Annotated in this window: 24 protein-coding genes; 2 read left to right on the top strand and 22 right to left on the bottom strand. The window is 68.6% G+C overall.

What is annotated here, in order from left to right:
* Window positions 1–420: 420 nt before the first annotated feature.
* Complete coding sequence (gene murA / locus OG579_RS21930) at window positions 421–1680, bottom strand: UDP-N-acetylglucosamine 1-carboxyvinyltransferase (RefSeq protein WP_328857651.1); 1260 nt, start codon at window positions 1678–1680, stop codon at window positions 421–423.
* Window positions 1681–1754: 74 nt separating this feature from the next.
* Between murA and OG579_RS21925 the strand changes: the two genes are divergently transcribed.
* Window positions 1755–2348 (top strand): cob(I)yrinic acid a,c-diamide adenosyltransferase, encoded by a 594-nt coding sequence (locus OG579_RS21925; RefSeq protein WP_328857650.1) that lies wholly within the window; start codon window positions 1755–1757, stop codon window positions 2346–2348.
* A gap of 4 nt (window positions 2349–2352) precedes the next feature.
* Here OG579_RS21925 and OG579_RS21920 read toward each other — a convergent pair whose 3' ends face one another.
* From OG579_RS21920 to rpmE, 15 genes are all read right to left on the bottom strand, one after another.
* Window positions 2353–2793, bottom strand: coding sequence for a DUF2550 domain-containing protein (locus tag OG579_RS21920; RefSeq protein WP_045822307.1), 441 nt, complete (start codon window positions 2791–2793; stop codon window positions 2353–2355).
* Window positions 2794–2971: 178 nt separating this feature from the next.
* Window positions 2972–3358 carry a F0F1 ATP synthase subunit epsilon gene (locus tag OG579_RS21915; RefSeq protein ID WP_045822210.1) on the bottom strand — a complete coding sequence of 129 codons (387 nt, stop codon included), beginning with the start codon at window positions 3356–3358 and terminating at the stop codon, window positions 2972–2974.
* 9 nt (window positions 3359–3367) lie between these two features.
* Complete coding sequence (atpD, locus tag OG579_RS21910) at window positions 3368–4819, bottom strand: F0F1 ATP synthase subunit beta (RefSeq protein ID WP_045822306.1); 1452 nt, start codon at window positions 4817–4819, stop codon at window positions 3368–3370.
* Window positions 4820–4906: 87 nt separating this feature from the next.
* Window positions 4907–5851 (bottom strand): F0F1 ATP synthase subunit gamma, encoded by a 945-nt coding sequence (locus OG579_RS21905; RefSeq protein ID WP_045822209.1) that lies wholly within the window; start codon window positions 5849–5851, stop codon window positions 4907–4909.
* Window positions 5852–5905: 54 nt separating this feature from the next.
* A complete protein-coding gene (gene atpA / locus OG579_RS21900; protein WP_045822208.1) occupies window positions 5906–7537 on the bottom strand; it encodes a F0F1 ATP synthase subunit alpha in 1632 nt (543 codons plus the stop codon).
* 60 nt (window positions 7538–7597) lie between these two features.
* On the bottom strand, window positions 7598–8947 hold the full coding sequence (locus tag OG579_RS21895) for a F0F1 ATP synthase subunit B/delta (protein ID WP_328857649.1): 1350 nt from the start codon (window positions 8945–8947) through the stop codon (window positions 7598–7600).
* Window positions 8948–8949: 2 nt separating this feature from the next.
* Window positions 8950–9450 carry a F0F1 ATP synthase subunit B gene (locus OG579_RS21890; RefSeq protein WP_328857648.1) on the bottom strand — a complete coding sequence of 167 codons (501 nt, stop codon included), beginning with the start codon at window positions 9448–9450 and terminating at the stop codon, window positions 8950–8952.
* 38 nt (window positions 9451–9488) lie between these two features.
* Window positions 9489–9740: a F0F1 ATP synthase subunit C gene (locus OG579_RS21885; RefSeq protein WP_045822205.1), complete on the bottom strand. Its 252-nt coding sequence runs from the start codon at window positions 9738–9740 to the stop codon at window positions 9489–9491.
* Window positions 9741–9943: 203 nt separating this feature from the next.
* Entirely contained in the window at window positions 9944–10726 is a 783-nt protein-coding gene (atpB, locus tag OG579_RS21880) for a F0F1 ATP synthase subunit A (RefSeq protein ID WP_045822204.1), read from the bottom strand.
* On the bottom strand, window positions 10723–11139 hold the full coding sequence (locus OG579_RS21875; RefSeq protein ID WP_045822203.1) for an ATP synthase subunit I: 417 nt from the start codon (window positions 11137–11139) through the stop codon (window positions 10723–10725). The genes atpB and OG579_RS21875 overlap by 4 nt, the downstream gene beginning before the upstream one ends.
* 268 nt (window positions 11140–11407) lie before the next feature.
* Entirely contained in the window at window positions 11408–12559 is a 1152-nt protein-coding gene (locus tag OG579_RS21870; protein ID WP_328859324.1) for a glycosyltransferase family 4 protein, read from the bottom strand.
* A 134-nt stretch (window positions 12560–12693) separates the two neighbouring features.
* On the bottom strand, window positions 12694–13347 hold the full coding sequence (locus tag OG579_RS21865; protein ID WP_328857647.1) for an L-threonylcarbamoyladenylate synthase: 654 nt from the start codon (window positions 13345–13347) through the stop codon (window positions 12694–12696).
* Window positions 13348–13351: 4 nt separating this feature from the next.
* Complete coding sequence (prmC, locus tag OG579_RS21860; RefSeq protein WP_328857646.1) at window positions 13352–14290, bottom strand: peptide chain release factor N(5)-glutamine methyltransferase; 939 nt, start codon at window positions 14288–14290, stop codon at window positions 13352–13354.
* On the bottom strand, window positions 14287–15366 hold the full coding sequence (gene prfA / locus OG579_RS21855; RefSeq protein ID WP_408068715.1) for a peptide chain release factor 1: 1080 nt from the start codon (window positions 15364–15366) through the stop codon (window positions 14287–14289). Before prfA ends, prmC begins: the two co-directional genes overlap by 4 nt.
* A gap of 87 nt (window positions 15367–15453) precedes the next feature.
* Window positions 15454–15702 (bottom strand): 50S ribosomal protein L31, encoded by a 249-nt coding sequence (gene rpmE / locus OG579_RS21850; RefSeq protein ID WP_045822200.1) that lies wholly within the window; start codon window positions 15700–15702, stop codon window positions 15454–15456.
* 272 nt (window positions 15703–15974) lie between these two features.
* Between rpmE and OG579_RS21845 the strand changes: the two genes are divergently transcribed.
* Window positions 15975–16688 (top strand): DUF3105 domain-containing protein, encoded by a 714-nt coding sequence (locus OG579_RS21845; RefSeq protein WP_328857645.1) that lies wholly within the window; start codon window positions 15975–15977, stop codon window positions 16686–16688.
* A 33-nt stretch (window positions 16689–16721) separates the two neighbouring features.
* Here the strand turns inward: OG579_RS21845 and rho are convergent, their stop codons facing one another.
* From rho to argS, 6 genes are all read right to left on the bottom strand, one after another.
* Window positions 16722–18908 (bottom strand): transcription termination factor Rho, encoded by a 2187-nt coding sequence (gene rho / locus OG579_RS21840; RefSeq protein WP_328857644.1) that lies wholly within the window; start codon window positions 18906–18908, stop codon window positions 16722–16724.
* Between the two features lie 343 nt (window positions 18909–19251).
* Window positions 19252–20175 carry a homoserine kinase gene (gene thrB / locus OG579_RS21835; protein WP_328857643.1) on the bottom strand — a complete coding sequence of 308 codons (924 nt, stop codon included), beginning with the start codon at window positions 20173–20175 and terminating at the stop codon, window positions 19252–19254.
* 8 nt (window positions 20176–20183) lie between these two features.
* Complete coding sequence (thrC, locus tag OG579_RS21830; protein ID WP_045822196.1) at window positions 20184–21275, bottom strand: threonine synthase; 1092 nt, start codon at window positions 21273–21275, stop codon at window positions 20184–20186.
* Window positions 21268–22578: a homoserine dehydrogenase gene (locus OG579_RS21825; protein ID WP_045822195.1), complete on the bottom strand. Its 1311-nt coding sequence runs from the start codon at window positions 22576–22578 to the stop codon at window positions 21268–21270. The genes thrC and OG579_RS21825 overlap by 8 nt, the downstream gene beginning before the upstream one ends.
* Window positions 22575–23996, bottom strand: coding sequence for a diaminopimelate decarboxylase (lysA, locus tag OG579_RS21820; protein ID WP_328857642.1), 1422 nt, complete (start codon window positions 23994–23996; stop codon window positions 22575–22577). Before lysA ends, OG579_RS21825 begins: the two co-directional genes overlap by 4 nt.
* Entirely contained in the window at window positions 23993–25645 is a 1653-nt protein-coding gene (gene argS, locus OG579_RS21815; RefSeq protein WP_328857641.1) for an arginine--tRNA ligase, read from the bottom strand. The genes lysA and argS overlap by 4 nt, the downstream gene beginning before the upstream one ends.
* Window positions 25646–25750 lie beyond the last annotated feature (105 nt).

Raw genomic sequence — 25750 nt, 5'->3', positions numbered from 1 at the left:
CGTCGTCAGGACCTCGTCGAGGCCGTCCGTTCGTGGACTTGTTCAGATGTTGTCGCTCCGTCTCCGGGGCAACTTTTCCAGCCTAGCAGAGGTTCTCGGCGACGCCAACCCGGTGTTCGGGAGGCAATCTCGACTCTGCCCACCGCAGTCGTGAACCCCGCTCACGCGGTGATCAGTGGATCTGTGGTGGTCTGCGCTGAAGCCCGGTTTCCTTCTACCCGGTGATCTCTCTCCGGGGCGGCGCCGTGGCGCGCTGACTTGGAAGAAGTTACGCGGATTGCGGCAGCGGCGTCAAATCGGGTGGTGAAGGGCGTGTCGCACCCGGTGTGACCTGCGGCGTTCCTGGTACGTCCGCCCCGTTTTCGGTTGAAATCGACTGCTGGACAGCAATACTGAGACCCACGCCACACGAATCGGCCCTCAGGTGCCGGTGACCCGCTCGATCTCGGCACCCAGGCCGCGCAGCTTGTCGATGAACTCCGGGTACCCGCGATCGATGTGGAAGACGTCGTGCACCTCGGTGACACCGTCGGCGACCAACCCCGCCAACACCAACCCCGCGCCGGCGCGGATGTCCGAGCACCACACCGGAGCACTCGAGAGCTGCTCGATCCCACGGATCACCGCGTGATGACCGTCGGTCCTTGCATCGGCCCCCAGTCGGATCATCTCCTCCACGAAACGGAAGCGTGCCTCGAAGACGTTCTCGGTGATGACCGACATACCCTCTGCGACGGCCGCGAGCCCGATGGCCATGGGCTGCAGATCGGTCGGGAACCCCGGGAACGGGAGCGTCGAGAAGTTCACCGCGGTGGGTCGGTCGAGCTGCCGCACACGGAACCCGTTGTCGAAGCGGTCGACCAGTGCCCCGGCATCGCCGAGTTTGTGCAGCACGAGTTGCAGGTGCGCCGGGTTCACCCCGGTGACGGTGATGTCCCCCCGTGTCATGGCCGCGGCCACCCCCCACGTGGCGGCGACGATCCGGTCCCCCACCACCGAGTGCGTGGTCGGTATCAGGGTGGCGACGCCCCGCACGGTGAGCGTCGAGGTCCCGGCACCTGCGATGTCGGCCCCCATCTGGGTCAGCATCTCGCAGAGGTCCACGATCTCGGGCTCGCGCGCGGCGTTGTCGATGGTCGTGACACCGTCGGCCAGCACCGCCGCCATCAGGATGTTCTCGGTGGCCCCGACCGAGGGGAACTCCAGTGCCACCGCGGCACCGGTGAGCCGGTCGGCCTCGGCGACCACGCATCCGTGCTCGATCGTGCTCTGGGCACCGAGTGCACGGAGACCGGCCTGATGCATGTCCAACGGTCGCGACCCGATGGCGTCGCCACCCGGCAGCGCGACGACCGCGCGGTGACATCGGGCGAGCAACGGCCCCAGCACACAGACCGACGCACGGAACTGCTTCACCGCGTCGAAATCGGCGTGGAAGCTCGGTTGGGCCGGCGTGTCGATGTGGACGACCTCGCGATCGAGAACCACCGTGGCACCCAGTCCGCGAAGCACTTCCGCCATCAACGGGACATCGGCGATCAGGGGGCAGTTCGTGATGGTCGTCCGCCCCTCGGCGAGCAAGGCAGCGGCCATGAGCTTCAGGACACTGTTCTTGGCTCCCACCACGGACACCTCACCCTGTAGGCGGGCACCTCCGGTGACGAGAAAGCGATCATTCACCCCCTGAGCCTATCGACCCCCGGCCCACGGTCGGCCCCGGGAGCGCCACCGACACAGACGGTAGGTTGACCTGCATGGCCGTTCACCTCACCAAGATCTACACACGCACCGGCGACGACGGCACCACCGGACTCAGCGACTTCTCCCGTGTCAGCAAGACCGACGCCCGCGTCGTCGCGTACGCCGACTGCGATGAGGCCAACGCCGCGATCGGGACCGCGATCGCGCTCGGTGCGCCCGACGACCACGTGCGGGCGGTCCTGGTCACGATCCAGAACGACCTCTTCGACGCAGGCGCCGACCTCGCGACGCCTGTCGTACCCGATCCGGAGTACCCGCCCCTGCGGGTGCAGCAGTCGTACGTCGATGCGCTCGAGACGTGGTGCGACGAGTTCGCGGACGGTCAGCCGCCGCTCGACTCGTTCATCCTCCCCGGGGGCAGCGTCCTGAGCGCGCTCCTCCACCAGGCGCGAACCGTGGTCCGGCGCGCGGAGCGATCGGCGTGGGCAGCCATGTCAGCGCACCCCGACGACATGTCGGCGTTGCCGGCGAGGTACCTGAACCGACTGTCCGATCTGCTGTTCATCCTCTCGCGCGCGGTCAACACCGACGGAGACGTGCTGTGGACACCCGGCGGCGAACGTCAACGTCCGTCGGCGAAGGACTGAGCCGTCAAGCCGAGCGGCGACGCTGCGACCGGACCGGCGGCCGGGACTCGACCCACGACTGGAACGCGGTGATCGCGCCCGGGGCCATGGCCAGCTCGTAGTCCGCCCCGTCGGCGCCGATCTCCACGATCGTCATCGCGTCGATCACGTCGACCTCGGTGCCCTGGGGACGACGGCGACCCCGGGTCTCGATGGACTGCCGGGCGATGACCTCGCTCGGTCCCGTGCGGAGACTACTCAACCGGTAGAAGACCATCGTGTTGTCGTCGTAGCGGACGATGCCGTGCCGCCAGCCCTGGTCGGGTCCGGCCGGAAGTGGGCGCAGGAGCACCGCGGTTCCGCTGTTGCGCAACCGGTTCACGCGGGAACCGACGACCACGACCATCCCCACGGCGAGCACAGCGAGCGCGACGGCGATGGTCACCACGACCGTCGTCGTGTTCATCGCCACCTCCTGTCCGAGCCCCGCCGACCGCAGGGCATCGTGTCCGCGCCGGTGTGTCGCGCGCCGGATACAGCGATCCCCGCAAACACGAGGTGTTTGCGGGGATCGGCACCGTATCGGCGCTGACCTCCCCAGAATGCCACGGCGACAACGCCGTGGGCATCTGGCGAGGTGGAGATCACTTCTCCTGGTTCAGCTGTTCCACCGCTCGGATCCGAGACAGTGCACGCTCGTGCTCCTCGGTGCCCTCCTCGGACGACTCGAGGTCGGCGCGCGCGGCGTCGACATCGATGTCACGAGCCCACTCGGCGGACTCCGCCAGCACCGTGACCGTCTCGCCGGTGACCGAGAGGAACCCTCCCTGCACCGACGCGACGCGACGTTTGCCGTCGGACTGCTCGATCATCACGAACCCGCCGGGGATCAACTGTCCCAGAAGCGGCTCGTGATGGTTGAGGATGCCGAGCTCGCCCTCGGTGGTCTGGGCGATCACGAAGGTGGCCTCGCCCGAGTACAGCCGTTCCTCGACGGAGACGACCTCGACCGGAAAGCCTGTGTCAGCCATGGGCGTCGATCACTTCCCCGAGATCTTCTGGGCCGCGGCCTCCACGTCGTCGAGACCTCCGCAGCTGTTGAACGCCTGCTCGGGCAGGTGGTCGAACTCGCCCTTGGCGACACGGTCGAACGCCTCGATGGTGTCCGACAGCGGGACGACCGAGCCCTTCTGGCCGGTGAACTTCTCGGCGACGATGAAGTTCTGACCCAGGAACTTCTGGATGCGGCGGGCACGCTGCACGGTGACCTTGTCCTCTTCGGACAGTTCGTCCATACCGAGGATGGCGATGATGTCCTGCAGTTCCTTGTACTTCTGCAGGATGCGCTTGACCTCGTTGGCGACGCGGAAGTGCTCGTCACCGACGATCGAGGCCTCGAGGATGCGCGAGGTCGAGGTCAGCGGGTCGACGGCCGGGTAGATGCCGAGCTGCGAGATGGGGCGCGACAGCTCGGTGGTGGCGTCGAGGTGCGCGAACGTGGTCGCGGGCGCCGGGTCGGTGTAGTCGTCGGCGGGGACGTAGATCGCCTGCAGCGAGGTGATCGAGTTACCGCGCGTCGAGGTGATCCGCTCCTGGAGCTCGCCCATCTCGTCGGCCAGGGTCGGCTGGTATCCGACCGCGGACGGCATACGACCGAGCAGGGTCGAGACCTCGGAACCGGCCTGGGTGAAACGGAAGATGTTGTCGATGAAGAGCAACACGTCCTGGTGCTTCTCGTCGCGGAAGTACTCGGCCATGGTCAGGGCCGAGAGGGCGACGCGCATACGCGTGCCCGGCGGCTCGTCCATCTGACCGAACACCAGGGCGGTGTCCTGGAGGACGCCCATCTCCTCCATCTCGAGGTGGAGGTCGGTTCCCTCACGGGTGCGCTCGCCGACGCCGGCGAACACCGAGGTACCGGCGAACTCACGGGCGATACGGGTGATCATCTCCTGGATCAGAACGGTCTTGCCGACACCGGCACCACCGAACAGACCGATCTTGCCGCCCTTCACGTACGGGGTCAGCAGGTCGATGACCTTGATGCCGGTCTCGAGGATCTCGGTCTTGCCCTCGAGCTGGTCGAAGGGCGGCGGCTTGCGGTGGATGCTCCACAGTTCGCCGTCCTGGCCGGTGCCCGGCGCGTCGAGGCAGTCGCCGAGGGCGTTGAACACGTGGCCCTTCACGACGTCACCGACGGGAACCGAGATCGAACGACCGGTGTCGCTCACCTCGGTGCCACGGGTGAGGCCGTCGGTGGGCTGCATCGAGACGGTGCGCACCAGGTTGTCGCCGAGGTGCTGCGCGACCTCGAGGGTCAGGGTCTTGGCGACGGACTTCAGTGCGATCTTCGCGTGGAGGGCGTTGAACAGTTCCGGAACCGACCCGCGCGGGAACTCCACGTCGACGACGGGGCCGATGACGCGGACTACGCGCCCCGCCGACTCGGTCGCCGAGGAGCCGCTGGGGGCTTCGGTTGTTGCTGTGCTCATGGTGGTCACTTCCTGGCTTCGGGGGCCGTTACGTCGTTGTCGTGTGTTCGTGGCCCCGACGAGCGATGCTCGCGCGCGGCCGTTGCGTCATTTCGCGAGTGCGCTGGCTCCGCCGACGATCTCGCTGATCTCCTGGGTGATCTGTGCCTGGCGGAGCTGGTTGGCCTGCCGCGACAGATCGGTGATCAGCTCGTCGGCGTTGTCGGTCGCCGCCTTCATGGCGGTGCGTCGTGCCGCCGACTCCGAGGCCGCGGCCTCGAGCAGCGCCGCGTACACGCGCGTGGCGATGTACTTGGGCAGCAGGGCCGAGAGCAACGTCTCCGCGCCCGGCTCGAACGAGTAGTTCCGATCCGGGTTCGCGTCCGAGTCGTCGCCGTCGTCGCCCTCGTCGTCGCTCGACACCACCAGCGGCGCCATGCGGCGGACCTCGGGCACCTGGCTCAGCATCGACGCGAATCGCGTGTAGACGATGTGCAGTTCGTCGACGCCCTCGGTCGACGGCAGATCCTCGTCGCCGTCGGCCTCCACCTGCTCACCCGAGCCCGCGACGAACAGGTCGACCAGTCGGTCGGTGGCCGTCTTGGCGTCGGAGTACCGCGGCTGCTGGCTGAAGCCGGTCCACGAGCCGGCCACCTCGATGTCACGGAAGGTGAAGTACAGCAATCCCTTCCGACCCATCACGAAGATGATCGGCTCTTTGCCCTCGTCACGCAGCAGGGAGAGCAGCTCGCGCGTCTCCCGCAGCACGTTCGAGTTGTAGCCACCACACTGGCCGCTGTCGCTGGTGACCACCAGCACGGCGGCCCGCTTGGGCTCGGGACGCTCGACGAGCAACGGATGGTCCAGCGTGCTCGACTTGCTCGCGAGCTCGGTCAGGACCGTCGTCATCTCCTCGGCGTAGGGCTTGGACGCGGTCACCCTGGCCTGGGCCTTGGTGATCCGGGACGTCGCGATCAGCTCCTGCGCCTTGGTGATCTTGCGCGTCGACTGCACCGACCTGATGCGTGAGCGCAGTTCACGGATGCTTGCCATCGGCTGCCTCACACCCCTTTCGGATTGGTCGTACGGACATGGTTGGTCACCGGTCTACTTCTTCTTGAGCTTGATCTCTTCGTTGGCGACCTCGTCGGGATCCAGCGAGCCGGACTCCTCCTCGTTCACCACACGCGAGCCGTCGCTCGTCAGGTAGCCCTGCTTGAACTTGTTGACCTCGGCGACCAATGCCTCGGCCTGGTCGTCCGACAGCGCCTTGCCGCCGGCGATCGAGTCGTACACACCCGACGCGGCGTGGTGCAGGTGGCTGACGAGCTCGCCCTCGAAGCGCTTGACGTCGTCGACGGGAACCGAGTCGAAGTGACCCTCACCGGCGAGGTAGATCGTGATGATCTGGTCCTCGACCGACACCGGGCTGTACTGGTTCTGCTTGAGCAGCTCGACCCACCGGGCGCCTCGCTCGAGCTGCGCCTTCGACGCGTCGTCGAGGTCGGAGGCGAAGGCCGAGAAGGCCTCCAGCTCACGGAACTGTGCGAGCTCCAGACGCAGCGAACCACTGACCTTCTTGAGGCCCTTGGTCTGCGCGGCGCCACCGACGCGCGACACCGAGGTGCCGACGTTGATGGCCGGACGCACACCCTTGTTGAAGAGGTCGGACTCGAGGAAGACCTGGCCGTCGGTGATCGAGATGACGTTGGTCGGGATGAACGCCGACACGTCGTTGGCCTTGGTCTCGATGATCGGCAGGCCGGTCATCGAGCCGCCGCCGAGCTCGTCGGACAGCTTGGCGCACCGCTCCAGCAGACGCGAGTGCAAGTAGAAGACGTCTCCGGGGTACGCCTCGCGGCCCGGCGGGCGACGCAGCAGCAGGGAGATGGCGCGGTAGGCCTCGGCCTGCTTGGTCAGGTCGTCGAACACGATGAGGACGTGCTTGCCCTCGTACATCCAGTGCTGGCCGATCGCCGAGCCGGTGTAGGGCGCGAGCCACTTGAAGCCGGCCGAATCCGAGGCGGGAGCGGCGACGATGGTCGTGTACTCCAGCGAGCCCGCGTCCTCGAGCGCCTTCTTCACGCCGGCGATCGTCGAACCCTTCTGACCGATGGCGACGTAGATGCAGCGCACCTGCTTCGCCGGGTCACCGGTCTCCCAGTTCGCCTTCTGGTTCAGGATCGCGTCGATGCAGACCGCGGTCTTGCCGGTCTTGCGGTCACCGATGATCAGCTGGCGCTGGCCGCGGCCGATGGCCGTCATGGCGTCGATGGCCGTGATGCCCGTGGCGAGCGACTCCTCGACCGGCTGGCGCTCGAGCACGCTGGCGGCCTGGAGCTCCAGCACGCGGTCCTCGGCGGATTCGATCTCGCCCTGACCATCGATGGGCTGGCCGAGCGGGTTGACCACGCGGCCGAGGAACTTGTCGCCGACCGGGACCGAGAGCACGTCGCCGGTACGCGAGACCTGCTGGCCTTCCTCGATCGACTCGTAGTCACCGAGGATGACCACGCCGATCTCGTCCTCGTCGAGGTTCAGCGCGACGCCGAGCACGCCGCCGGGGAACTCGAGGAGCTCGTTGGCCATCGCGCCGGGCAGGCCGCTGACGTGCGCGATGCCGTCGGAGGTGTCGGTCACGACACCGACCTCCTCGCGGGATGCCTCTGCTGTGAACGACGAGACGTACTGCTCGATAGCGCCCTTGATCTCGTCAGATGAGATCGTCAACTCCGCCATGGGTTTTCGTCTTCCTTGCGTAGGGGTGTGATCTGTGGTTGGTGGGTCGCCGGTCGGCGACTACGTGGGCAGCTCGTCGGCCGCGCGGGCCAGACGGGTCGCGATGTCGGCGTCGATGACCTCGTCGCCGATGGCGATCCGCAGTCCACCGAGCAGGTCGGGGTCGACCTCCACCTGGGTGGAGATCTCACGGTCGTAGATCCGACCGAGGACGGTGGTCAACTTCTCACGCTGCTCGGCGGAGAGGTCGGTTGCGGCGACGACGTGCGCCACCGACTCCCCTCGCCGCGCCGCGGCCAGCTCGGCCAGGTCCGACACCGCCGAGGCGGCCGACTGGCCACGGAGCAGGCGCACGGTCTGGGTGATGAGAGCCGCGGTGGTGTCGTTCGCCTTGCCCGCCAGCACGGTGTCGAGCAGTCCGAGTCGTCCCTCGATCGGCGCGTTGACGTCGGACAGCAGTGCGCTCAGCTTGGGCTCGGCCACCAGCAGCCGGCCGAAGCGGAACAGCTCGTCCTCGACGTCGTCGATGGAGTCGGCCTTCTCCGCCACGATGAGCAGCGCGTACCGCGCCAGACGCTCGATCGCGAAGGTGAAGTCGCTCGTCGCCGACCAGCGGCCGGTCACCGCACTGCGCAGGAGCGCCCGGGTGTCCTCGCCCGAGGTGGCGAAGATGCGGTCGGAGAGTGCGGTCTTCGCCTCGGTGTCGTCCGAGGGCTCCGCGAGATGCTTGCGCAGGACCGGTTCGCGACCCAGGAGGTCGACGACGTCGGCGAGCTCCCCGGCGAGCCGGGTCAGTCCGTCGGCGTCGAGCGAGCCGGTGCGCGTCTCGAACTCCTTGTTGAGTGCGCGGACCGAATCGCGGCTCGCCGCACGCATCGAGTGGAGTCCGACGAGATCCGACGGTGCGGAGATACGCGAGTCGACATCGTCCGGACCGGCCATGCCCTCGAGCTCGGAGATCACGCGGTCGATGGACTCCTGCTGGGCGGAGACGTCGCCGAGGTGACGGCGGACGATCTGCCCGGCGAGGTCGACCGAGGCCAGACCCAGGTCACCGCGCAGCTGGCGGACCAGGCTGGCCCGGTTGAGCGCGACCTGCGTCTTGCCGTGCTCGGTGATGCGCTTGACCTCGGCGTCGGCCTGCGCCGCCATCTCCTCGGCGATGGCCTGGGCGTCGCCTCGGGCCTCCTCGCGGATCTGGCTGGCCGAGGCTCGGGCCTCTTCCACCGCGTTGGCGTGGGCTTCCTTCGCCTCGACCAGACGCTTCTTCGCCTCTTCGCTCTCGGAGAGCTGGGTGGCGATGGTGTCCTGCTGCTTCTTCATCGCCGCACGCACCGGTGGCGCGACGTAGCGCACCAGTACGAAGACAATGACGATGAAACCGACCAGCTGTCCGATGAAGATCCCCATGGTCAGCTCACCGTCCCGCTGGTCGTGGCCTGCTTGTCGAACGCCGCGTCGTCTGCGGAGACCTCGAACCCGAGGACCCTGCTCGCGAGCTCCGAGGAGAGGCGGCCGACGTCCTCACGGGCCGCGGCCGCGGCCTGTTCGCCCTCCGACCGCAGTTGCGTGGTGGCCTCGGCCAGCACGCCGTCGGACTCGGCGGTGGCGCGCTGGCGCATCTGCTCCAGCGTCTCGCGCCCCTTGGCCCGGGCCTCGTCACGGATACCGGTGGCCTCGCCGCGAGCCGACTTCATCGCCTCGCGGTACTCCGCTTCGGCGTTCTCGAACTCCTCAGTGGCCGTCCGGTTGTCGTGCCCGGTCTGTGTGACCGTCTCCTCCCGCTCCTCGAGCACCGCCTTGATCGGCGGGACGACGAACTTGCCGATCACGGCCAGCACGATGAGGAAGATGATCAGCACGACGAAGAACGTGCCGTTCGGTATGAGGAAGTTCTGTGCGGCGAGCGCCATGGTGTCTACCTGATTCCGTGTCTACCCGGGCCCCGTGGTCAGGAAGCCGAGATCGGCGTGGCGAAGACGAACAACGCCATGAATGCCAGGTTGATGAAGTACGCGGCCTCGACGAGGCCGACGGTGATGAAGAAGGGCGTGAACAGGCGGCTCTGGGCCTCCGGCTGACGGGCGATTCCCGCGATCAGCTGAGCACCGGCCAGGCCGTCGCCGATGCCGGCGCCGATGGCACCGCCGCCGAGGATCAGGCCGCCGCCGATCAGTGCGCCCATTCCAATCGTTGGATCCATGTGACTTTCCCTTTCGCTGTACTGGCACTCACGGTGCCAGTTCTGGTGCCGGCCGATGCGGTCATCAGCCAGGTCTGGCGATCGACGCGGTGTCGACCGTCGTATTTCGTGGCCGTGGGGTCCGGCCTCGCGTTCGAGGCCGGCCTCTCGGCGGTCCGGTCCGGTCCGGCGGGTGCCGAACGGAGATCTGGTGCGCGGTGGAGCTAGTGCGCGTCCTCGGACTCCATCGACTGACTGAAGTAGAGGATGGTCAGCAGGGCGAAGATGAACGCCTGGATGAGTCCGACGAAGAGGTCGAACAGCTTCCAGATCGAGTTCGGCGCCCACATGATGTACGGCGGGAACAGCGTGATCAGCGAGACCATGATGCCACCGGCGAAGATGTTGCCGAAGAGTCGCAGCGACAGCGAGACCGGCTTCGCGATCTCCTCGATGATGTTGATCGGCGCCAGCCCGATCACGTGGCCGCGCACCAGTTTCGCCGGGTATCCGAGCGGACCGCGCTTGCGGAAGCCCGCGGCGTGGTACCAGACGAACACGGTCAGCGCGAGCGCGTAGACGTAGTTGATGTCCGACGCCGGGGGCTTGAGCCACTCACCGGCGACGCCCTCGGAGTTGCCGTACTGCGCGGGGAGCACGGCGAGCCAGTTCGAGATGAGGATGAAGGTGAACAACCCCACCGCGAGCGGGAGCACGAACGGCGCGACGCGCATGCCGATCGAACTCTCGATCTGACCGCGCATCTGGTTGGTGACGGCCTCGAAGAACAGCTGCACACCGTTGGGGACGCCACGCGAGGTGACCTTCGCCCGCAGGATGAACGCCAGGCCGATCAGGATGATGGCGGCGACGGCGGTGCCGATGATGGTGTCGATGTTGAACGACATCCCGAAGAAGTCACGGACGATGTGGTGTCCGACCTCGATCTTGGAGTCGGACTCGGCCCCGGATTCGGCCTCTGCGGCCCATGTGGATACGGAGGTCATGACTGCTTGCGGAGTCCTTTCATGACGGGGATCACCGTGGAGAGGACCACGATCACCTGACACAGCGCCAGCCCGAACATCACGCCGAGTCCCTCGGGCCGGAAGATGAATGCCACCGCGAGTGCGGCGACGGTGATGATGCCCAGACGCACCGCCGTGTTGAGTACGACGGGCTTCTTACGGGGGTTCTCGTCGTCGGCGGTGGCGGCACCGACCGACGCCTGGACCATCTTCGCGTTGGCGAGGGAGAGCACCATGCCGACGGCGAACCACACGCCGAAGAACACGTGCCCCACCACCGCACTGATGACGAGGACCGCCGTGGCCGCGACGCCGGCGATGATCGCCGGGCGCGCCAGACTGAGCGGGATCTCGGGATAGAACTGTGTCGACTCGGGGGCTGACATCGTCATCTGCCTCTCCTCGGGTCGGGAGCGCGCGGTGCTCGTCGTCGAGCGCCGCGGTCGTGCGGGCGGGTGGCCTCACGGTCGGTCGTCCACTGCCCGTTGCCAGAGCACTGTCCATCGAGCGTGCGTGCCGCGCAAAGTAAAGCGGACGTAAGCTCACCGGTTGCTGTGACCATATCAACCTGCCGCCGGGGGTGTGACGTGGGGTGGGGCTCGGTGGGACGGGTCCCGGCTGAGGTCGACCGACCTACTACGCGCCATAGTACTACACCGACTAATATGTCCGGTTCACCGCGTCCGGAACAGGCGTCGCGGGGGGTTCCACGCGGCGGTCGACGGCGCGACGTCGCAGTCGCGGGACGATCGTCGCGATCATCGCGAGGACCAGGCCGGCGGCGAGTGCGGGCGCGACCACGGTCACCGGGAACACCGTGCTGGCCGCGACACTGAATGCGAGGACCGCGACCCACAGGTAGATGACGAGCACCACGCGTCGCTGCGAGTGTCCCAGTTCGAGCAATCGATGGTGCAGGTGCATCTTGTCCGGCGTGTAGAAACCGACGCCCGCACGGGTCCGACGGATGACCGCGAGCAGCATGTCGAGCATCGGGATGAACATGACCGCGGCGACGAGGATCAGCGGCGAGAGCAGCGAGAACAGGTCGGCCGGACCGTAGGCGTTGACCGCGATGCGACCCGAGGCACTCGTCGACGCCGTGGCCAGCATCAGGCCGATGAGCATCGATCCCGAATCGCCCATGAAGATGCGTGCGGGCTGGAAGTTGTGCGGGAGGAATCCGAGGCACGCACCGGCCAGGCTCACCGAGATCAGCGCGGGCGGGTAGTAGCTGACGTCTCCCCCCTGGTCGCGGAGCAGACCGAGCGAGAACATGAGGATGGCCAGCGCGGCGATGAAGGCGAGGCCCGCGGCCAGACCGTCGAGGCCGTCCACGAAGTTGATCGCGTTGATGGTCGCGACCGTGATCGCGATGGTCAGCAGGCCCGATTGCAGCGGGTCGAGCACGACGGTCCCGGTGTCGCCGATCGGGATGGGGACGACCGTCCAGCTCACGCCCATCAGCACCAGGACGCCCGCCGCCGTCAGCTGACCGACGAACTTCGTCAACGCGTCGAGACCCCACCGATCGTCGATGATGCCCACCGCGACGATGACCAGCCCCGCGACCAGCACGGCGTTCATGTCGTCGGTGTAGGCGAAGCCGCGCGTGAGCGCAGGGAGCTGTTGGGCGAGGACGATCGCGGCGAGAACCCCGAGGAGCATGCCCACCCCGCCGAGCCGGGGTGTGGGGATCGCGTGGACGTCGCGCACACGGGGAACGGCGACCGCGCCCACCCGCGTGGCCACGACACGGACGAATCCCGTCGCGAGGTAGGTGATGACGGCAGCGGTGAGGCCGACCAGCATCAACTCGCGCAGGGGCACACCGGCACCGCCGGTGGACACGTCTGCAGCCGCGAGAAACACGGCTCAACGGTACTGGTGCGCGACCGCGATGTGGTCATCCGCACGCGCCCGGCGTGGATGTGGCGCCCGGGGCGTCAGTCGAGGAGCGTGGCCGTCTCGACGCCGAGCACCTCGGCGATCTCCTCGGCGGCGACGGCCCCGGTCCGCAGGATGCGTGGGGCCGAACCGGTCAGGTCGACGATCGTCGACGGCGTGGCGTGGGCGGCGGGACCGCCGTCGAGGTAGACCGAGACGTCGTCGCCGAGCTGGCCGCGGGCCTCCTCGGCGGTGGTGGCCGGCGGCTGTCCCGACCGGTTGGCACTCGACACCGCCATCGGACCGACCTCGCGCAGGACCTCGATCGCGACAGGATGCAGGGGCATCCGCACCATCACCGTCCCGCTGGTGTCGCCGAGATCCCACGCCAGCGACGGGGCCTGCTCGACGACGAGACTCAACCCGCCCGGCCAGAAGGCGCGGACGAGTTCACGCATGCGGGTGCTGACCGACAGCACGAGGCCGTCGATGGTGTCCCAGGAACCCACCAGCACCGGCACCGGCATGTCGCGGCCCCGGTTCTTCGTCGCGAGAAGGGCGGTGACGGCGTCGGAATCGAAGGCGTCGCAACCCAATCCGTAGAGGGTGTCGGTCGGCATGACGACGAGCCGACCCTGCCGCACCGCACCGACGGCCGCGTGGACCCCTGCGCTGCGGGAATGGTCATCATTGCAATCGAACACCGTGCTCACGCAGTCATCCTTGCACGTGCCCGCGGGCGCCATCGGTCGCGCCCGTGCCCGCCGACCCGGGGTCGTCGGTCACCCGGCGGGCGGTCACGAACCGGGGTCGACCGGCCAGATCGGCGTGCGCGGTGATGTCGGTGAAGGCACCCGAGGCCTCGAACGCCGCCACGACGGCGTCGGAGGTGGAGTCGTCGTGTTCGATGCCGCACGCTCCGCCGGCGCGCAGGATGCCCGCGATCACGTCGATCATCGGCGCGATCACCGACATGCCGTCGTCGCCACCGAAGAGCGCGACCGCGGGGTCGTGGTCGACGACCTCCGGGTCGAGGGAAGCGCCGAGCGGGACGTACGGCGGGTTGCTCACCACGACATCGGCACGCAGGTCGCCGATCGCGTCGGGGTCGAGCACGTCGGCGCGCCGGGTCGTGATCCGTCTGCGCACCGCGTCGGTGGTCTCACCGGCGTTGCGCAGCAACCACGTCCACGCCGCGGGATCGTTCTCGACGGCGGTGACCGACGCATCGGGGACCGAGGCCGCCACCGCGAGGGCGAGGGCACCGCTGCCGGCACACAGATCGACCACCGCCGGCGCGGGGACGTGGCGGGCGCACTCCCCCACCGCCCATTCGAGCAACGCCTCGGTCTCCGGGCGCGGCACGAAGACCCCGGGCCCGACGGCGAGGTCGATCGGACCGAAGGCCGCTCGACCGATGATGTGCTGCAGGGGTTCTCGGGCCGCGCGGCGCGTGATCAGGCCCTCGAGGCGGTCACGTTGCCCGGCGTCGATCGCGTCGACGACGAGCAGCCGCCCGCGGTCGACGTCGAGCACGTGTGCGGTCAACAACTCGGCGTCGACCCGTGGCGATGCGACACCCGCGGCGCGCAGGAGGTCGGTCGCGGCACGCAGCGTCGCGCGCAGGTCGACGGTCGGGGAATCCGACCCGGTCACTGCGCCTCGAGCCGGGCCTGCTTGTCCGCGGCGGTCAGGGCGTCGAGCAAAGCGTCGAGGTCGCCGTCGAGGACGGAGTCGAGGTTGTTCGCCTTGTATCCGATCCGGTGATCGGTGATGCGGTTCTCCGGGAAGTTGTAGGACCGGATCCGCTCGGAGCGGTCCACGGTCCGCACCTGGGCGGTCCGGCCCTCGGATGCCTCGGCCTGGGCCTTCTCCTCGGCCGCGGCCTGCAGACGGGCGGCCAACACCTGCATGGCTCGGGCCTTGTTCTGCAGCTGCGACCGCTCGTTCTGGCACGTGACCACGATGCCGGTGGGCAGGTGGGTGATGCGCACGGCGGAGTCGGTCGTGTTGACGCCCTGCCCGCCCTTGCCGGAGCTGCGATAGACGTCGATGCGGAGATCGGACTCGTCGATCTCGATCTGCTCGACCTCGTCGGGTTCGGGGTACGCCAGCACCCCGGCGGCGGAGGTGTGTATGCGGCCCTGGGACTCGGTGACCGGAACCCGTTGTACGCGATGGACTCCGGCCTCGAACTTCAGTCGGGACCACACCCCGTCGGGCGAGTCCCCCGCCGACTTGATCGACAGCGTCGCGTCCTTGTAGCCACCGAGGTCGGACTCGGTGACGCCGAGGATCTGCGCCTTCCAGCCGTGGCGTTCGCAGTACTTCAGGTACATCCGCGCGAGATCCGATGCGAACAGTGCCGATTCCTCACCGCCCGCGCCGGACTTGATCTCGAGGACCACGTCATCACCGTCGTGCGGATCGCGCGGGGCGAGAAGATCGGTGAGCGCGGCGTCGAGGGTGGCGACCGCGAGTTCGAGTTCGGGGATCTCCGCGGCGAACGAGGGGTCGGCGGCGGCCAGTTCCCGCGCGGCCTCGAGATCGTCACGCGCAGTGGACAACCGGGTGTGGGTCGTCATCACCGGGGCGAGCTCGGCGAAACGCTTGCCGACACGCCGCGCGGTCGTGGGGTCGTCGTGGAGCGACGGATCCGACATCTGCGACTCGAGGCCTGCGTACTCGGCCAGCACGTCGTCGATCGCGGTTCCCGCGGGCTTCTCGGTCACGATACGACTCCGTTCTGGCGATGAGGGGTGGAGAAAGCGAAGACGCCCGCCCCGTGCGTGTGCACGGGACGGGCGTCGACGGACGGGCTACTTCGAGGCGTCGGCCTCGGTGGCCGCGGCGCCCTTGGGGCTGCGCTTGCCGTAGCGCTTCTCGAACCGTGCGACGCGGCCGCCGGTGTCGAGGATCTTCTGCTTGCCCGTGTAGAACGGGTGGCACTGGGAGCAGACCTCGACCGTGATCTGGCCGCTCTCCTTCGTGCTCCGGGTCTGGAAGGTGTTCCCACAGCCGCAGACCACGGAGGTCTCGACGTACTGGGGGTGGATGCCCTGCTTCATCTGGTGTCCCTTTCATGGTCGCCGGGTCACCGATCTCCGCGTGTGCGGGGGCGGTGTGAACCGGAACCGGACTGTGATGATGTGCACCGGGGTGGCGCACAACCGTGACGAGTATGCCAGAACGACGCCTGCGGACCGAATCGGTGCCGCCGGTGCCGATCGCACCCGACATGGGCTTCAACCGGCGCTCACCTGGGATAATTCCCGAGGCCTCGTAGGGCACTACAGTGGCGGCCGGCGATGGGCGATCGCCGCGGACCGAGGGGACATCGATGGCGCACATACGACGCGGACGCGTGCTGGACGTGGTGATCGGCGTGCTGGTGGCGGCCGTGGTTCTCGGCGTCGGCGTGTTCGCGCTCACCCGCCCCGGCATCACCGACGACTCCGATGCATCTGCCTCGGGGTTCGTGCCCACCGTCGACGACCCCGATCCGGCGACGCGCATCCCCGGCGTGGTGAAGAAGTTCTACGTGGGCGGCCATGTGGGTCCGGGCAAACGCGTCCGCTATCAGTTCTCCCCGCCGATCGGGGGTCGTCACGACGCGGTCTGGGCGACCTGCACCGGCATCGTCTACCCCGTCGCCCTACGCAGCGAGAACGCTGTGCACTCCATGGAGCACGGCGCGGTGTGGGTGACCTACGACCCGGCGCGGGTCGACGCCGTAGGAGTGGCGGCACTCGCCGCCCGGGTGCAGGGACGCGACCACACGCTGATGTCGCCCTACCCCACCCTGGACCGACCGATCTCGATCCAGTCGTGGGGACACCAACTGAAGGTCGACCGGGCCGACGACCCCCGCATCGACGAGTTCATCACCGCGACACGGCAGAACGGACGGCTCGGTGTGTATCCCGAGGACCGCCGCTACGCCGGACACCCGGAGGTCGGCGGGACGTGCGCGGCGACCGGCGTGTACGACGTCGCCGACCCGCCGCGGTTCGACGCCTCTCCGCTACCAGCCGACGCCGTACCCGACGCCTGAGGCGACGGCCGAACGGCCGTCACCGGCGTGACGTCACTCCTGGCCGGGGACGTTCGGGGTGTTCTTCTGCACCTGCATCAGGAACTCGATGTTGGTGGTCGTCTTCTTGAGCTGCGAGATCAACAGGTCGATCGCCTGCTGTGAATCGAGCCCCGACAGGACGCGACGCAGCTTGTGCACGATGGCGAACTCCTCGCGCGACATCAGCAGCTCGTCCTTGCGCGTGTTCGACGGGTTCACGTCGACCGCGGGGAAGACGCGGCGCTCGGCGATCTTGCGGTCGAGCTTGAGCTCGGCGTTGCCGGTGCCCTTGAACTCCTCGTAGATGACCGTGTCACCGGTCGACCCGGTCTCCACCAGCGCCGAGGCGATGATGGTGAGCGACCCACCGTTCTCGATGTTGCGGGCCGCGCCGAGGAATCGCTTCGGCGGGTAGAGCGCGGTGGAGTCGACACCACCGGACAGGATGCGGCCCGATGCCGGCGACGCGTTGTTGTACGCACGCCCGAGTCGGGTGATCGAGTCGAGGAGGACGACGACGTCCTTGCCGTTCTCCACGAGGCGCTTCGCGCGCTCGATGGCCAGCTCGGAGACCGAGGTGTGATCCGACGGCGGCCGGTCGAAGGTCGAGGCGATGACCTCACCCTTCACCGATCGCTGCATGTCGGTGACCTCTTCGGGCCGTTCGTCGACGAGGACCACCATGAGGTAGCACTCGGGGTTGTTGATCGAGATCGCGTTCGCGATGTCCTGCATGATCGTCGTCTTGCCGGCCTTGGGCGGCGAGACGATGAGGGCGCGCTGGCCCTTGCCGATCGGCATGATCAGGTCGATCACGCGGGTGTCGAGCTGCTCGGGACGGGTCTCGAGGCGCAGTCGCTCGTTCGGGTAGAGCGGGGTGAGCTTCCCGAACTCGGGGCGGTTGCGCGCCGATTCCACGTCGGCACCGTTCACCGAGTCCAGACGTACGAGGGGGTTGAACTTCTGGCGCTGGTTGCTCTGCTGCTCACCGTCGCGCGGCAGCTTCACCGCGCCGGTGAGCGCATCGCCGCGGCGCAGACCGTTCTTGCGCACGAGGTTCATTGACACGTAGACGTCGTTGGGCCCGGCGAGGTAACCGGAGGTCCGCACGAAGGCGTAGTTGTCGAGAACGTCGAGGATGCCCGCGACCGGCTGCAACACGTCGTCGTCGTTGACCTGCGGCTCGCGCTCGTTGTTGCCGCCGCCCTGGCCGTCGCGATCGCGTCCACGACGACGCTCTCGGAAGCGACGACCGCGCCGACCCCGGCCGGTGCCGTCATCGTCGTCGTCGCGAGGACCGTTGTTGCGGTTGCCGTCACGGTTCTGGCTGCCGTCGCGATTGGTGTTGTCGCCACGGTTGTTCTCGCCGCGGTTGCCGTTGTTGCCACCGTTGCCGTTGTCGCCGCGGTTGCCGCCGTTGGCGTTGTCACCACGGTTGCCACCGTTGGCGTTCTCACCACGGTTGCCACCGTTGGCGTTCTCACCACGATTGCCACCGTTGGCGTTGTCGCCACGATTGCCGCCGTTGGCGTTGCCCGACCGACCGCCACCCTCGCCGCGGTTGGCGTTGCGTCCACCCTCACGCGTCCGACCGGAGCCGTCCTGCTCGCCGCGGTCGGTGGCCGCACGATCCTGGGCGGGGCGGTCCGCGCCGCCCTCACGCTGGGTGGCTTCCCGTTCGCCGGCGTCACGTCCGGATCCGTCACGGTTGCGGCGCCGGGTGCGGTCACCTGCGGTGTCGCCCGTCGCCGTCTCGCCGTTCTGGGCCCCGCCGTTCTTCTCGCTGTCGTCCGTGGCGCCGTCGTTCTTCGCGCCGTCGTTCGTGGCGCTGCTGGTCGAGGCACCGTCGGTTGCCGGGGCTCCGTCGGCCGTCCGGCCGGACGCGACGTCGGCGCGAGCGGTCGTGTCGACCGGCGCCTCGGTGGCCTTGGCCGCGGCAGGAGCCTGGTTGGTCCGCTCCCGAGAGGCGCGGGAGGAATCGCCGCCCTGCCGGTCGGCGATGGCCGCGACGAGGTCGCCCTTGCGCATCCCCGAGGTCCCCTTGATACCGAGCTCCCCGGCCAGTTGACGCAGTTCGGTGAGGACCATCGAGCTCAGACCGCCGGCGCGGGCGGGTTTGGTCTTGGTGGGTGCGGCGGTCGCCGTCGTCCCCGACGACGCGTCGGCCGCAGGTGTCGAGATGAGGTCCGTATCGGTCACGGATTTCCTTTCGTTCCCCCGCAGGTCTTCAGCCTGCGCCGGGGGTGGCGATCATCCCCGCCATGGCGGCGCGGATCTCGTGCCCGTCGAGAAGGACGGGGTCAAGTGTGGTGGGTCTGCCGCCGTGATGGCGTCTGCAGGTGCGCCGTCGTCGATCGAGTCCCGATGGTGTGCCGGCACGCCCGATGGTCGGGCAGACACCGTGTGCAGGGATATCGGCGAAGAGGCGCAATGTGGACAGACGTCCGCAGCGAGACCTCTTCATGCTAACCACGAACCCGACGTCGGGCAATACCGGGCCTCCCGGCGCGTCGCGGTGGCCGGGTTCGACGAGCGGTCGCGGTCAGCGCACGTCGACGGGACCGGCCACCCGCAGGGACCGGGCCGCGAAGCCCACGCGTGCGGCGTGTTCGACGGCGGCCGCGGGTAGCGGTTGGTCGTGCAGGGCGAGGACCGAGGGCCCGGCGCCGGAGACGAACGCCGCGACCCCGCGACCGCGCAGTTCGTCGACGACATGGGTCGTGTCGGGGAGTACCGGTGCGCGATAGTGCTGGTGGAGGCGATCGGCGGTCGCGGCGTGCAGGCACCCGGGATCACTGGTCAGCGCCACGACGGCCAGCGCACTGCGGCTCACGTTGAAGACCGCGTCGGAACGCGGGACCGCGTCGGGGAGCAGTCCGCGGGTCAGTGACGTCGAGGACTCGGTCGACGGGATGAACGCGGTCACCGCGATCGCCGGGTGCACGGCCAGCGGTCGGGCGTGATAGCGCGCGACACCGTCGACGAACTCGGTCCACGACACCACCGCCGACCCGAGGACGCTGGCCGCGGCGTTGTCGGGATGGCCTTCGAACTCGCTCGCGAGCTGGATGAGTTCCTCGGTCGAGAACGGTTGCCTCAAACCGCTTTTCGCCATCAGCCCCGAGGCCGCGGCGAGGCCCGAGACGACCGCGGCCGCCGAGGACCCGAGCCCCCGCGCGTGCGGGATGGCGTTGCGACACACGATCTCGAGTCCGGTCGATCCGACACCGCCGGCGTCGAGTCCACGCAACAGGGCCCGGACCACGAGATGGGTGTCGTCGAGGGGGACGGCGCCGTCGCCCTCACCGTCGACGCTGACCCGCACGCCCGACGCGATGGTCGTGACGGTCAGATCGTCGTAGATGTCGAGCGCGAGGCCCAGTGAATCGAAACCCGCCCCGAGGTTGGCCGACGACGCCGGGACCCGTACCGAGCACGAGACGCCCAGCGGCAGAGGCTGATTCATCGCGGCGGTCAGCTCAGATCGAGTGCGCGCGCGACGGCGGCGGGGTCGACGTCGATGGCCTGGACCTCGGGCATCCCGGCCAGCGCGGTGTCGGGGTCCTTCAGGCCGTTGCCGGTGACCGTGCACACCACCAATTCACCGGCGGAGATCCAACCGTCGGCACGTGCGGCGAGCAGCCCGGCGACGCTGGCCGCCGACGCCGGTTCGACGAACACGCCCTCTCGCCCGGCCACGAGACGGTAGGCCTCGAGGAGCTTCTCGTCGGTGGCGGCGAGGAACTGTCCGCCCGAGGAGTCCTTCGCGTCGACCGCCTGCTGCCAGCTCGCGGGCGAGCCGATACGGATGGCGGTGGCGACGGTCTCGGGGTTCTTGACCGGATGCCCGCTGACCAGCGGCGCCGCGCCCGCGGCCTGCACACCGAGCATGCGGGGACGCGAGGAGGACACGCCGTCGGCGTGGTACTCGGCGTAGCCCTTCCAGTAGGCGGTGATGTTGCCCGCGTTGCCGACCGGCAACGCGTGGACGTCGGGGGCGCGACCGAGGACGTCGACGATCTCGAACGCCGCGGTCTTCTGGCCCTCGATCCGCGCCGGGTTGACCGAGTTGACGAGCTCGATCTCGGAGAACTCCGCCGTGGCCTTCCGCGCGAGCTCGAGGCAGTCGTCGAAATTGCCCTTGACCTGGATGATCTTGGCCCCGTGCATGACAGCCTGGGCGAGCTTGCCCATGGCGATCTTGCCGGTGGGGATGAGCACGGCGCAGGTGATGCCCGCCCGGGTGGCGTACGCGGCGGCCGACGCCGAGGTGTTGCCGGTCGAGGCACACAGCACCGCGGTCTTGCCCTGGTTGACTGCATTGCTGACCGCCATCGTCATGCCCCGGTCCTTGAACGACCCGGTCGGGTTCGCCCCCTCGACCTTGAGGTAGACCTCGCACCCGGTGAGTTCCGACAGGTGCGGGGCGCTGATCAGCGGGGTGCCACCCTCGAGCAGGGTGACCACCTTGCCATCGGGTTCGACGGGGAGTCGGTGCCGGTAGGCCTCGATGAGACCCGGCCAGGCTCGGTGGACGGCCCGACCTTGCGTTCCACTGTCAGTCATCTGTTCCCTCCAGGCGCAGGACGCTGGACACGCTCAACACGGAGTCGAGCTCGGTGAGTGCGTCGACCGTCTCCGACAGCGCGGAATCGGGCGCACGGTGTGTGACGACGATGAGCCGGGCGTTCTCCTCGGCACCCTCCTGGCGCACGGTCGCGATGCTGACGTTGCGCGCGGAGAACTCCCCCGCCACGGTCGCCAGCACACCGGGCCGATCGGCCACCTTCATCGAGACGTAGTAGCGGGTGTTCACATCGCCCATCGGTGCGATCGGGAGGGACGCATAGGTCGACTCGAGGGGGCCACGGCCACCGTGCACCTTGTTGCGCGCGGCCATCACGAGGTCACCCAGGACCGCCGACGCGGTGGGTGCACCGCCCGCGCCCTGTCCGTAGAACATCAGCCGACCGGCGTTCTCCGCCTCGACCACGACGGCGTTGAACGCACCGTTGACGCTCGCCAGCGGGTGGGTCAACGGGACCAGTGCCGGGTAGACCCGCGCCGAGATCCGTTGCCGTCCCGCGGAATCGACGATCCGCTCACAGATCGACAGGAGCTTGATCGTGCAATCCAGCGTCGCCGCCGAGGCCAGGTCGGCGGCGGTGATCGAGGAGATGCCCTCACGGTGGACGTCACCCGCGGTCACGCGGCTGTGGAACGCGATCGACGCGAGGATGGCGGCCTTGGCCGCCGCGTCGTATCCCTCGACGTCGGCGGTGGGGTCGGCCTCGGCGTATCCCAGGCGTCCGGCTTCGGCGAGGACCACGTCATAGTCCTCGCCGTCGGCGTCCATGGCGGAGAGGATGAAGTTGGTGGTGCCGTTGACGATTCCGGCCACCCGCTGCACCGTGTCGCCGGCGAGCGACTGCATCAACGGACGGATCACCGGGATGGCACCGGCGACCGACGCCTCGAAGTACAGGTCGACCTTCGCGTCGGCGGCGAGCGTCGCGAGTTCGCCGGTGTAGTCGGCGAGCAGAGCCTTGTTCGCGGTGACGACCGACTTGCCGTGCTCGAGTGCACTGGCGATCAGCGTGCGGGGGACGTCGATCCCGCCGATGAGCTCGACGACGATGTCGACGTCGGGGCGCTTCACCAGGGCGGCAGGGTCGTCGGTCAGCAGCGATGTCGCACACGCGCGCGCCTTGCCGAGGTCAGCCACGGCGATGCCACGGATCTCGATGGGCGCGCCGACACGGGCCTGGAGGTCGTCAGCGTTCTGCAACAGGATGCGGACCACCTCGGCCCCCACGTTGCCCATACCCAGTACCGCGACCCCGATGGGTCGATGCGAGTGTTCGGTCATTCGGTCACCTCCAGACTCAACAGATCCGCGACGGTCTCCCGTCGCAGCACCGGTCGCGACACACCGTCACGCACGGCCACCACGGCCGGACGCGTCGCCATGTTGTACCGGCTCGACATCGTGTAGCAGTACGCACCGGTCGCCGCCACGGCGAGGAGGTCACCGGGGGCCACGTCGGACGGCAGCCAGCAATCCTTGACGACGATGTCGCCGCTCTCGCAGTGCTTTCCGACGACGCGGCTGACCACGGCGGTGGCCGCCGAGGTGCGTGACACCAGCCGGACGTCGTATTCGGCCTGGTACAGCGAGGTGCGGATGTTGTCGCTCATGCCGCCGTCGACCGACACGTAGCGACGGTGTGCGCCACCGCCGATGGCGACGTCCTTCACCGTGCCGACGCGGTACAGGGTGACCGTGCCGGGACCGGCGATCGCGCGTCCCGGCTCGACGGCGAGGATCGGGGTGGGCAGTCCGAGCTGGGCAGATTGCCGGGTCACGATGTCGACGAGGGTCGCGGCGACCTCGTCGACCGGCGGCGGGTCGTCGCTGGGGATGTACGAGATTCCCAGTCCCCCACCGAGATCGAGCACCGACAGCTGGGCGGTCTTGTCGACGCCGAACTCGGCGACCACGTCGCTGAGCAGACCCAGCACTCGATGGGCGGCGAGTTCGAAGCCGTCGAGATCGAAGATCTGCGACCCGATGTGGCTGTGCAGGCCCACGAGTCGGAGGTTGTCGGCGGCGAAGACACGGCGCACCGCGTCCATCGCGACACCGCCGCTGAGCGAGAACCCGAACTTCTGGTCCTCGTGGGCGGTGGAGATGAACTCGTGCGTGTGGGCCTCGACGCCGACGGTCACGCGGATCAGGACATCGGCGACGACCCCGGCCGCACCGGCGGCGGCGTCGAGGCGTTCGATCTCGATGGCCGAGTCGACCACGATGTGTCCGACCCCGCTCTCGACCGCCTGCTGCAGTTCCTCGGGCGATTTGTTGTTGCCGTGCAACGCGATCCGATGGGCGGGGAACCCGGCGCGCAGCGCGACGGTGAGCTCGCCACCCGAGCAGACGTCGAGCGAGAGGCCCTCCTGCTCGACCCATCGCGCGATCTCGGTGCACAGGAACGCCTTCGAGGCGTAGTGCACCCGACCGGTCGCGCCGAACGCGGCGAGCATGTCGGCACAGCGTGAACGGAAATCGGCCTCGTCGATGACGAACAGGGGTGTCCCGTGTTCGGCGGCGAGTGCGTCGACACCGACTCCGGCCAGCGTCACGACACCGTCGTCGCGACGGGTGGCGTTGCGCGGCCACACCGCGGCGGGCAGCTCGACGAGCTCGTCGGTCGACGCGGGACGCTCCGACGGGTGCGAGCGCGGTGCGTCCTCGGCGTGGCGGGGACCCGCGGGGTGGGCCATCACATCCGCTCCGGTGCGCTGACACCGACGAGGTCGAGGCCGTTGGCGATCACCTGCCGCGTCGCCGAGCACAGGGCGAGGCGGGCGGAGTGGATGTCACCGGGCTCCTCGTCGCCCTGGGGCAGCACGCGGCACCGGTCGTAGAACCGGTGGTAGGACGCGGCCAGACTCTCGAGATATCGACAGATCCGGTGCGGCTCGCGCAGGTGCGCCGCGGTCGCCACCACTCCGGGGAAGTCGCCGAGGGTACGGATGAGCTCGCCCTCGGCGGGTTCGGCGAGCAACTCCAGATGCGCGTCGGATGCGGTGATCCCGAGGTCGGCGGCGTTGCGCGCGATCGCCGAGAGACGCGCGTGCGCGTATTGCACGTAGTAGACCGGGTTCTCGTTCGACTGCGTGGTCAGCAGATCCAGATCGATGTCGAGGTTGACGTCGACCGACGACCGGATCAACGAGTAGCGGGCGCCGTCCACCCCCACCGCGTCGACGAGGTCGTCGAGGGTGATGACCGTGCCCGCCCGCTTGCTCATCCGCACCGGCACCCCGTCGCGCACCAGGTTCACCATCTGACCGATGAGCACCTCGACGGTGGCCGGGTCGTCACCGAGTGCGCCCGCAGCCGCCTTGAGGCGCTTGATGTATCCGTGGTGATCGGCACCGAGCATGTAGATGCACAGGTCGAACCCGCGCCGCCGCTTGTCGCGGAAATAGGCGATGTCGCCTGCGATGTAGGCGGCCTCACCGTCCCGCTTGATGACGACGCGGTCCTTGTCGTCACCGAAGTCGGTGGAGCGCAACCACCACGCGCCGTCGTTCTCGTAGAGGTTGCCGTTGGCCTTCAACTCCGCGATGCACTCGTCGACGCTGCCGGACGTGAACATCGAGTTCTCGTGGGTGAACACCTCGAAGTGCGTCCCGAAATCGTCGAGGCTCCGCTTGATGTGGTCGAACATGAGCTCGACACCGGTCGACCGGAAGACCTCGAGTCGATCGGCCTCGGGGCGTTCGAGCACGCCGGGGTTCGCGGCGACGACGTCGGCGGCGATCTCGCCGATGTAGGCGCCCGCGTACCCCTCCTCCGGGGTCTGTTCGCCCAGGGCCGCCGCCTGCAGCGACCGCGCGAACCGGTCGATCTGGGTGCCGTGGTCGTTGAAGTAGTACTCGCGGGTCACCGCCGCGCCCTGCGCATCGAGCACGCGGCCCAGGGCGTCACCGACCGCGGCCCAGCGGGTGCCCCCGAGGTGGATCGGACCGGTCGGGTTCGCCGAGACGAACTCCAGGTTGATCGCGGTGCCCTGCAGGTCGGTGCCCCGCCCGTAGTCGGACCCGGCCGACAACACGGTCGCGACGGTGGCGTTCTGAGTCGCCGCGGCGAGCCGCAGGTTGACGAATCCCGGACCCGCGATCTCGGCCGAGGCGATGCTCGGCTGTGACCGGAGTTCCTCGACGAGCCACCCGGCGAGATCGCGCGGCGCCGTGGCGACCCGCTTGCCGATCTGCAGGGCGATGTTGGTGGCGTAGTCGCCGTGGTCGGGGTTGCGAGGCCGCTCGACCACCACCGTCTCGGGGACCACCGAGGTGTCGAGTCCGCGCCGGGTGAGCACCGTGGTGGTGGCATCACGCAACACGGTGGACAGATCGGTGGGAGTCACGAGGCACCATCCTATTGGCCTGCCGCGGCGTGGCGACAATCGCGGTCACGGCTGCCCACCGCGTTCGCGATCGACCGGCGCCGCGCCGGTGGCCAGTAGACTGTG

The sequence above is a fragment of the Williamsia herbipolensis genome, from assembly GCF_036153515.1.
Classification (GTDB): Bacteria; Actinomycetota; Actinomycetes; order Mycobacteriales; family Mycobacteriaceae; genus Williamsia_A; species Williamsia_A herbipolensis.
This window is presented reverse-complemented; position numbering and strand designations above follow the sequence as displayed.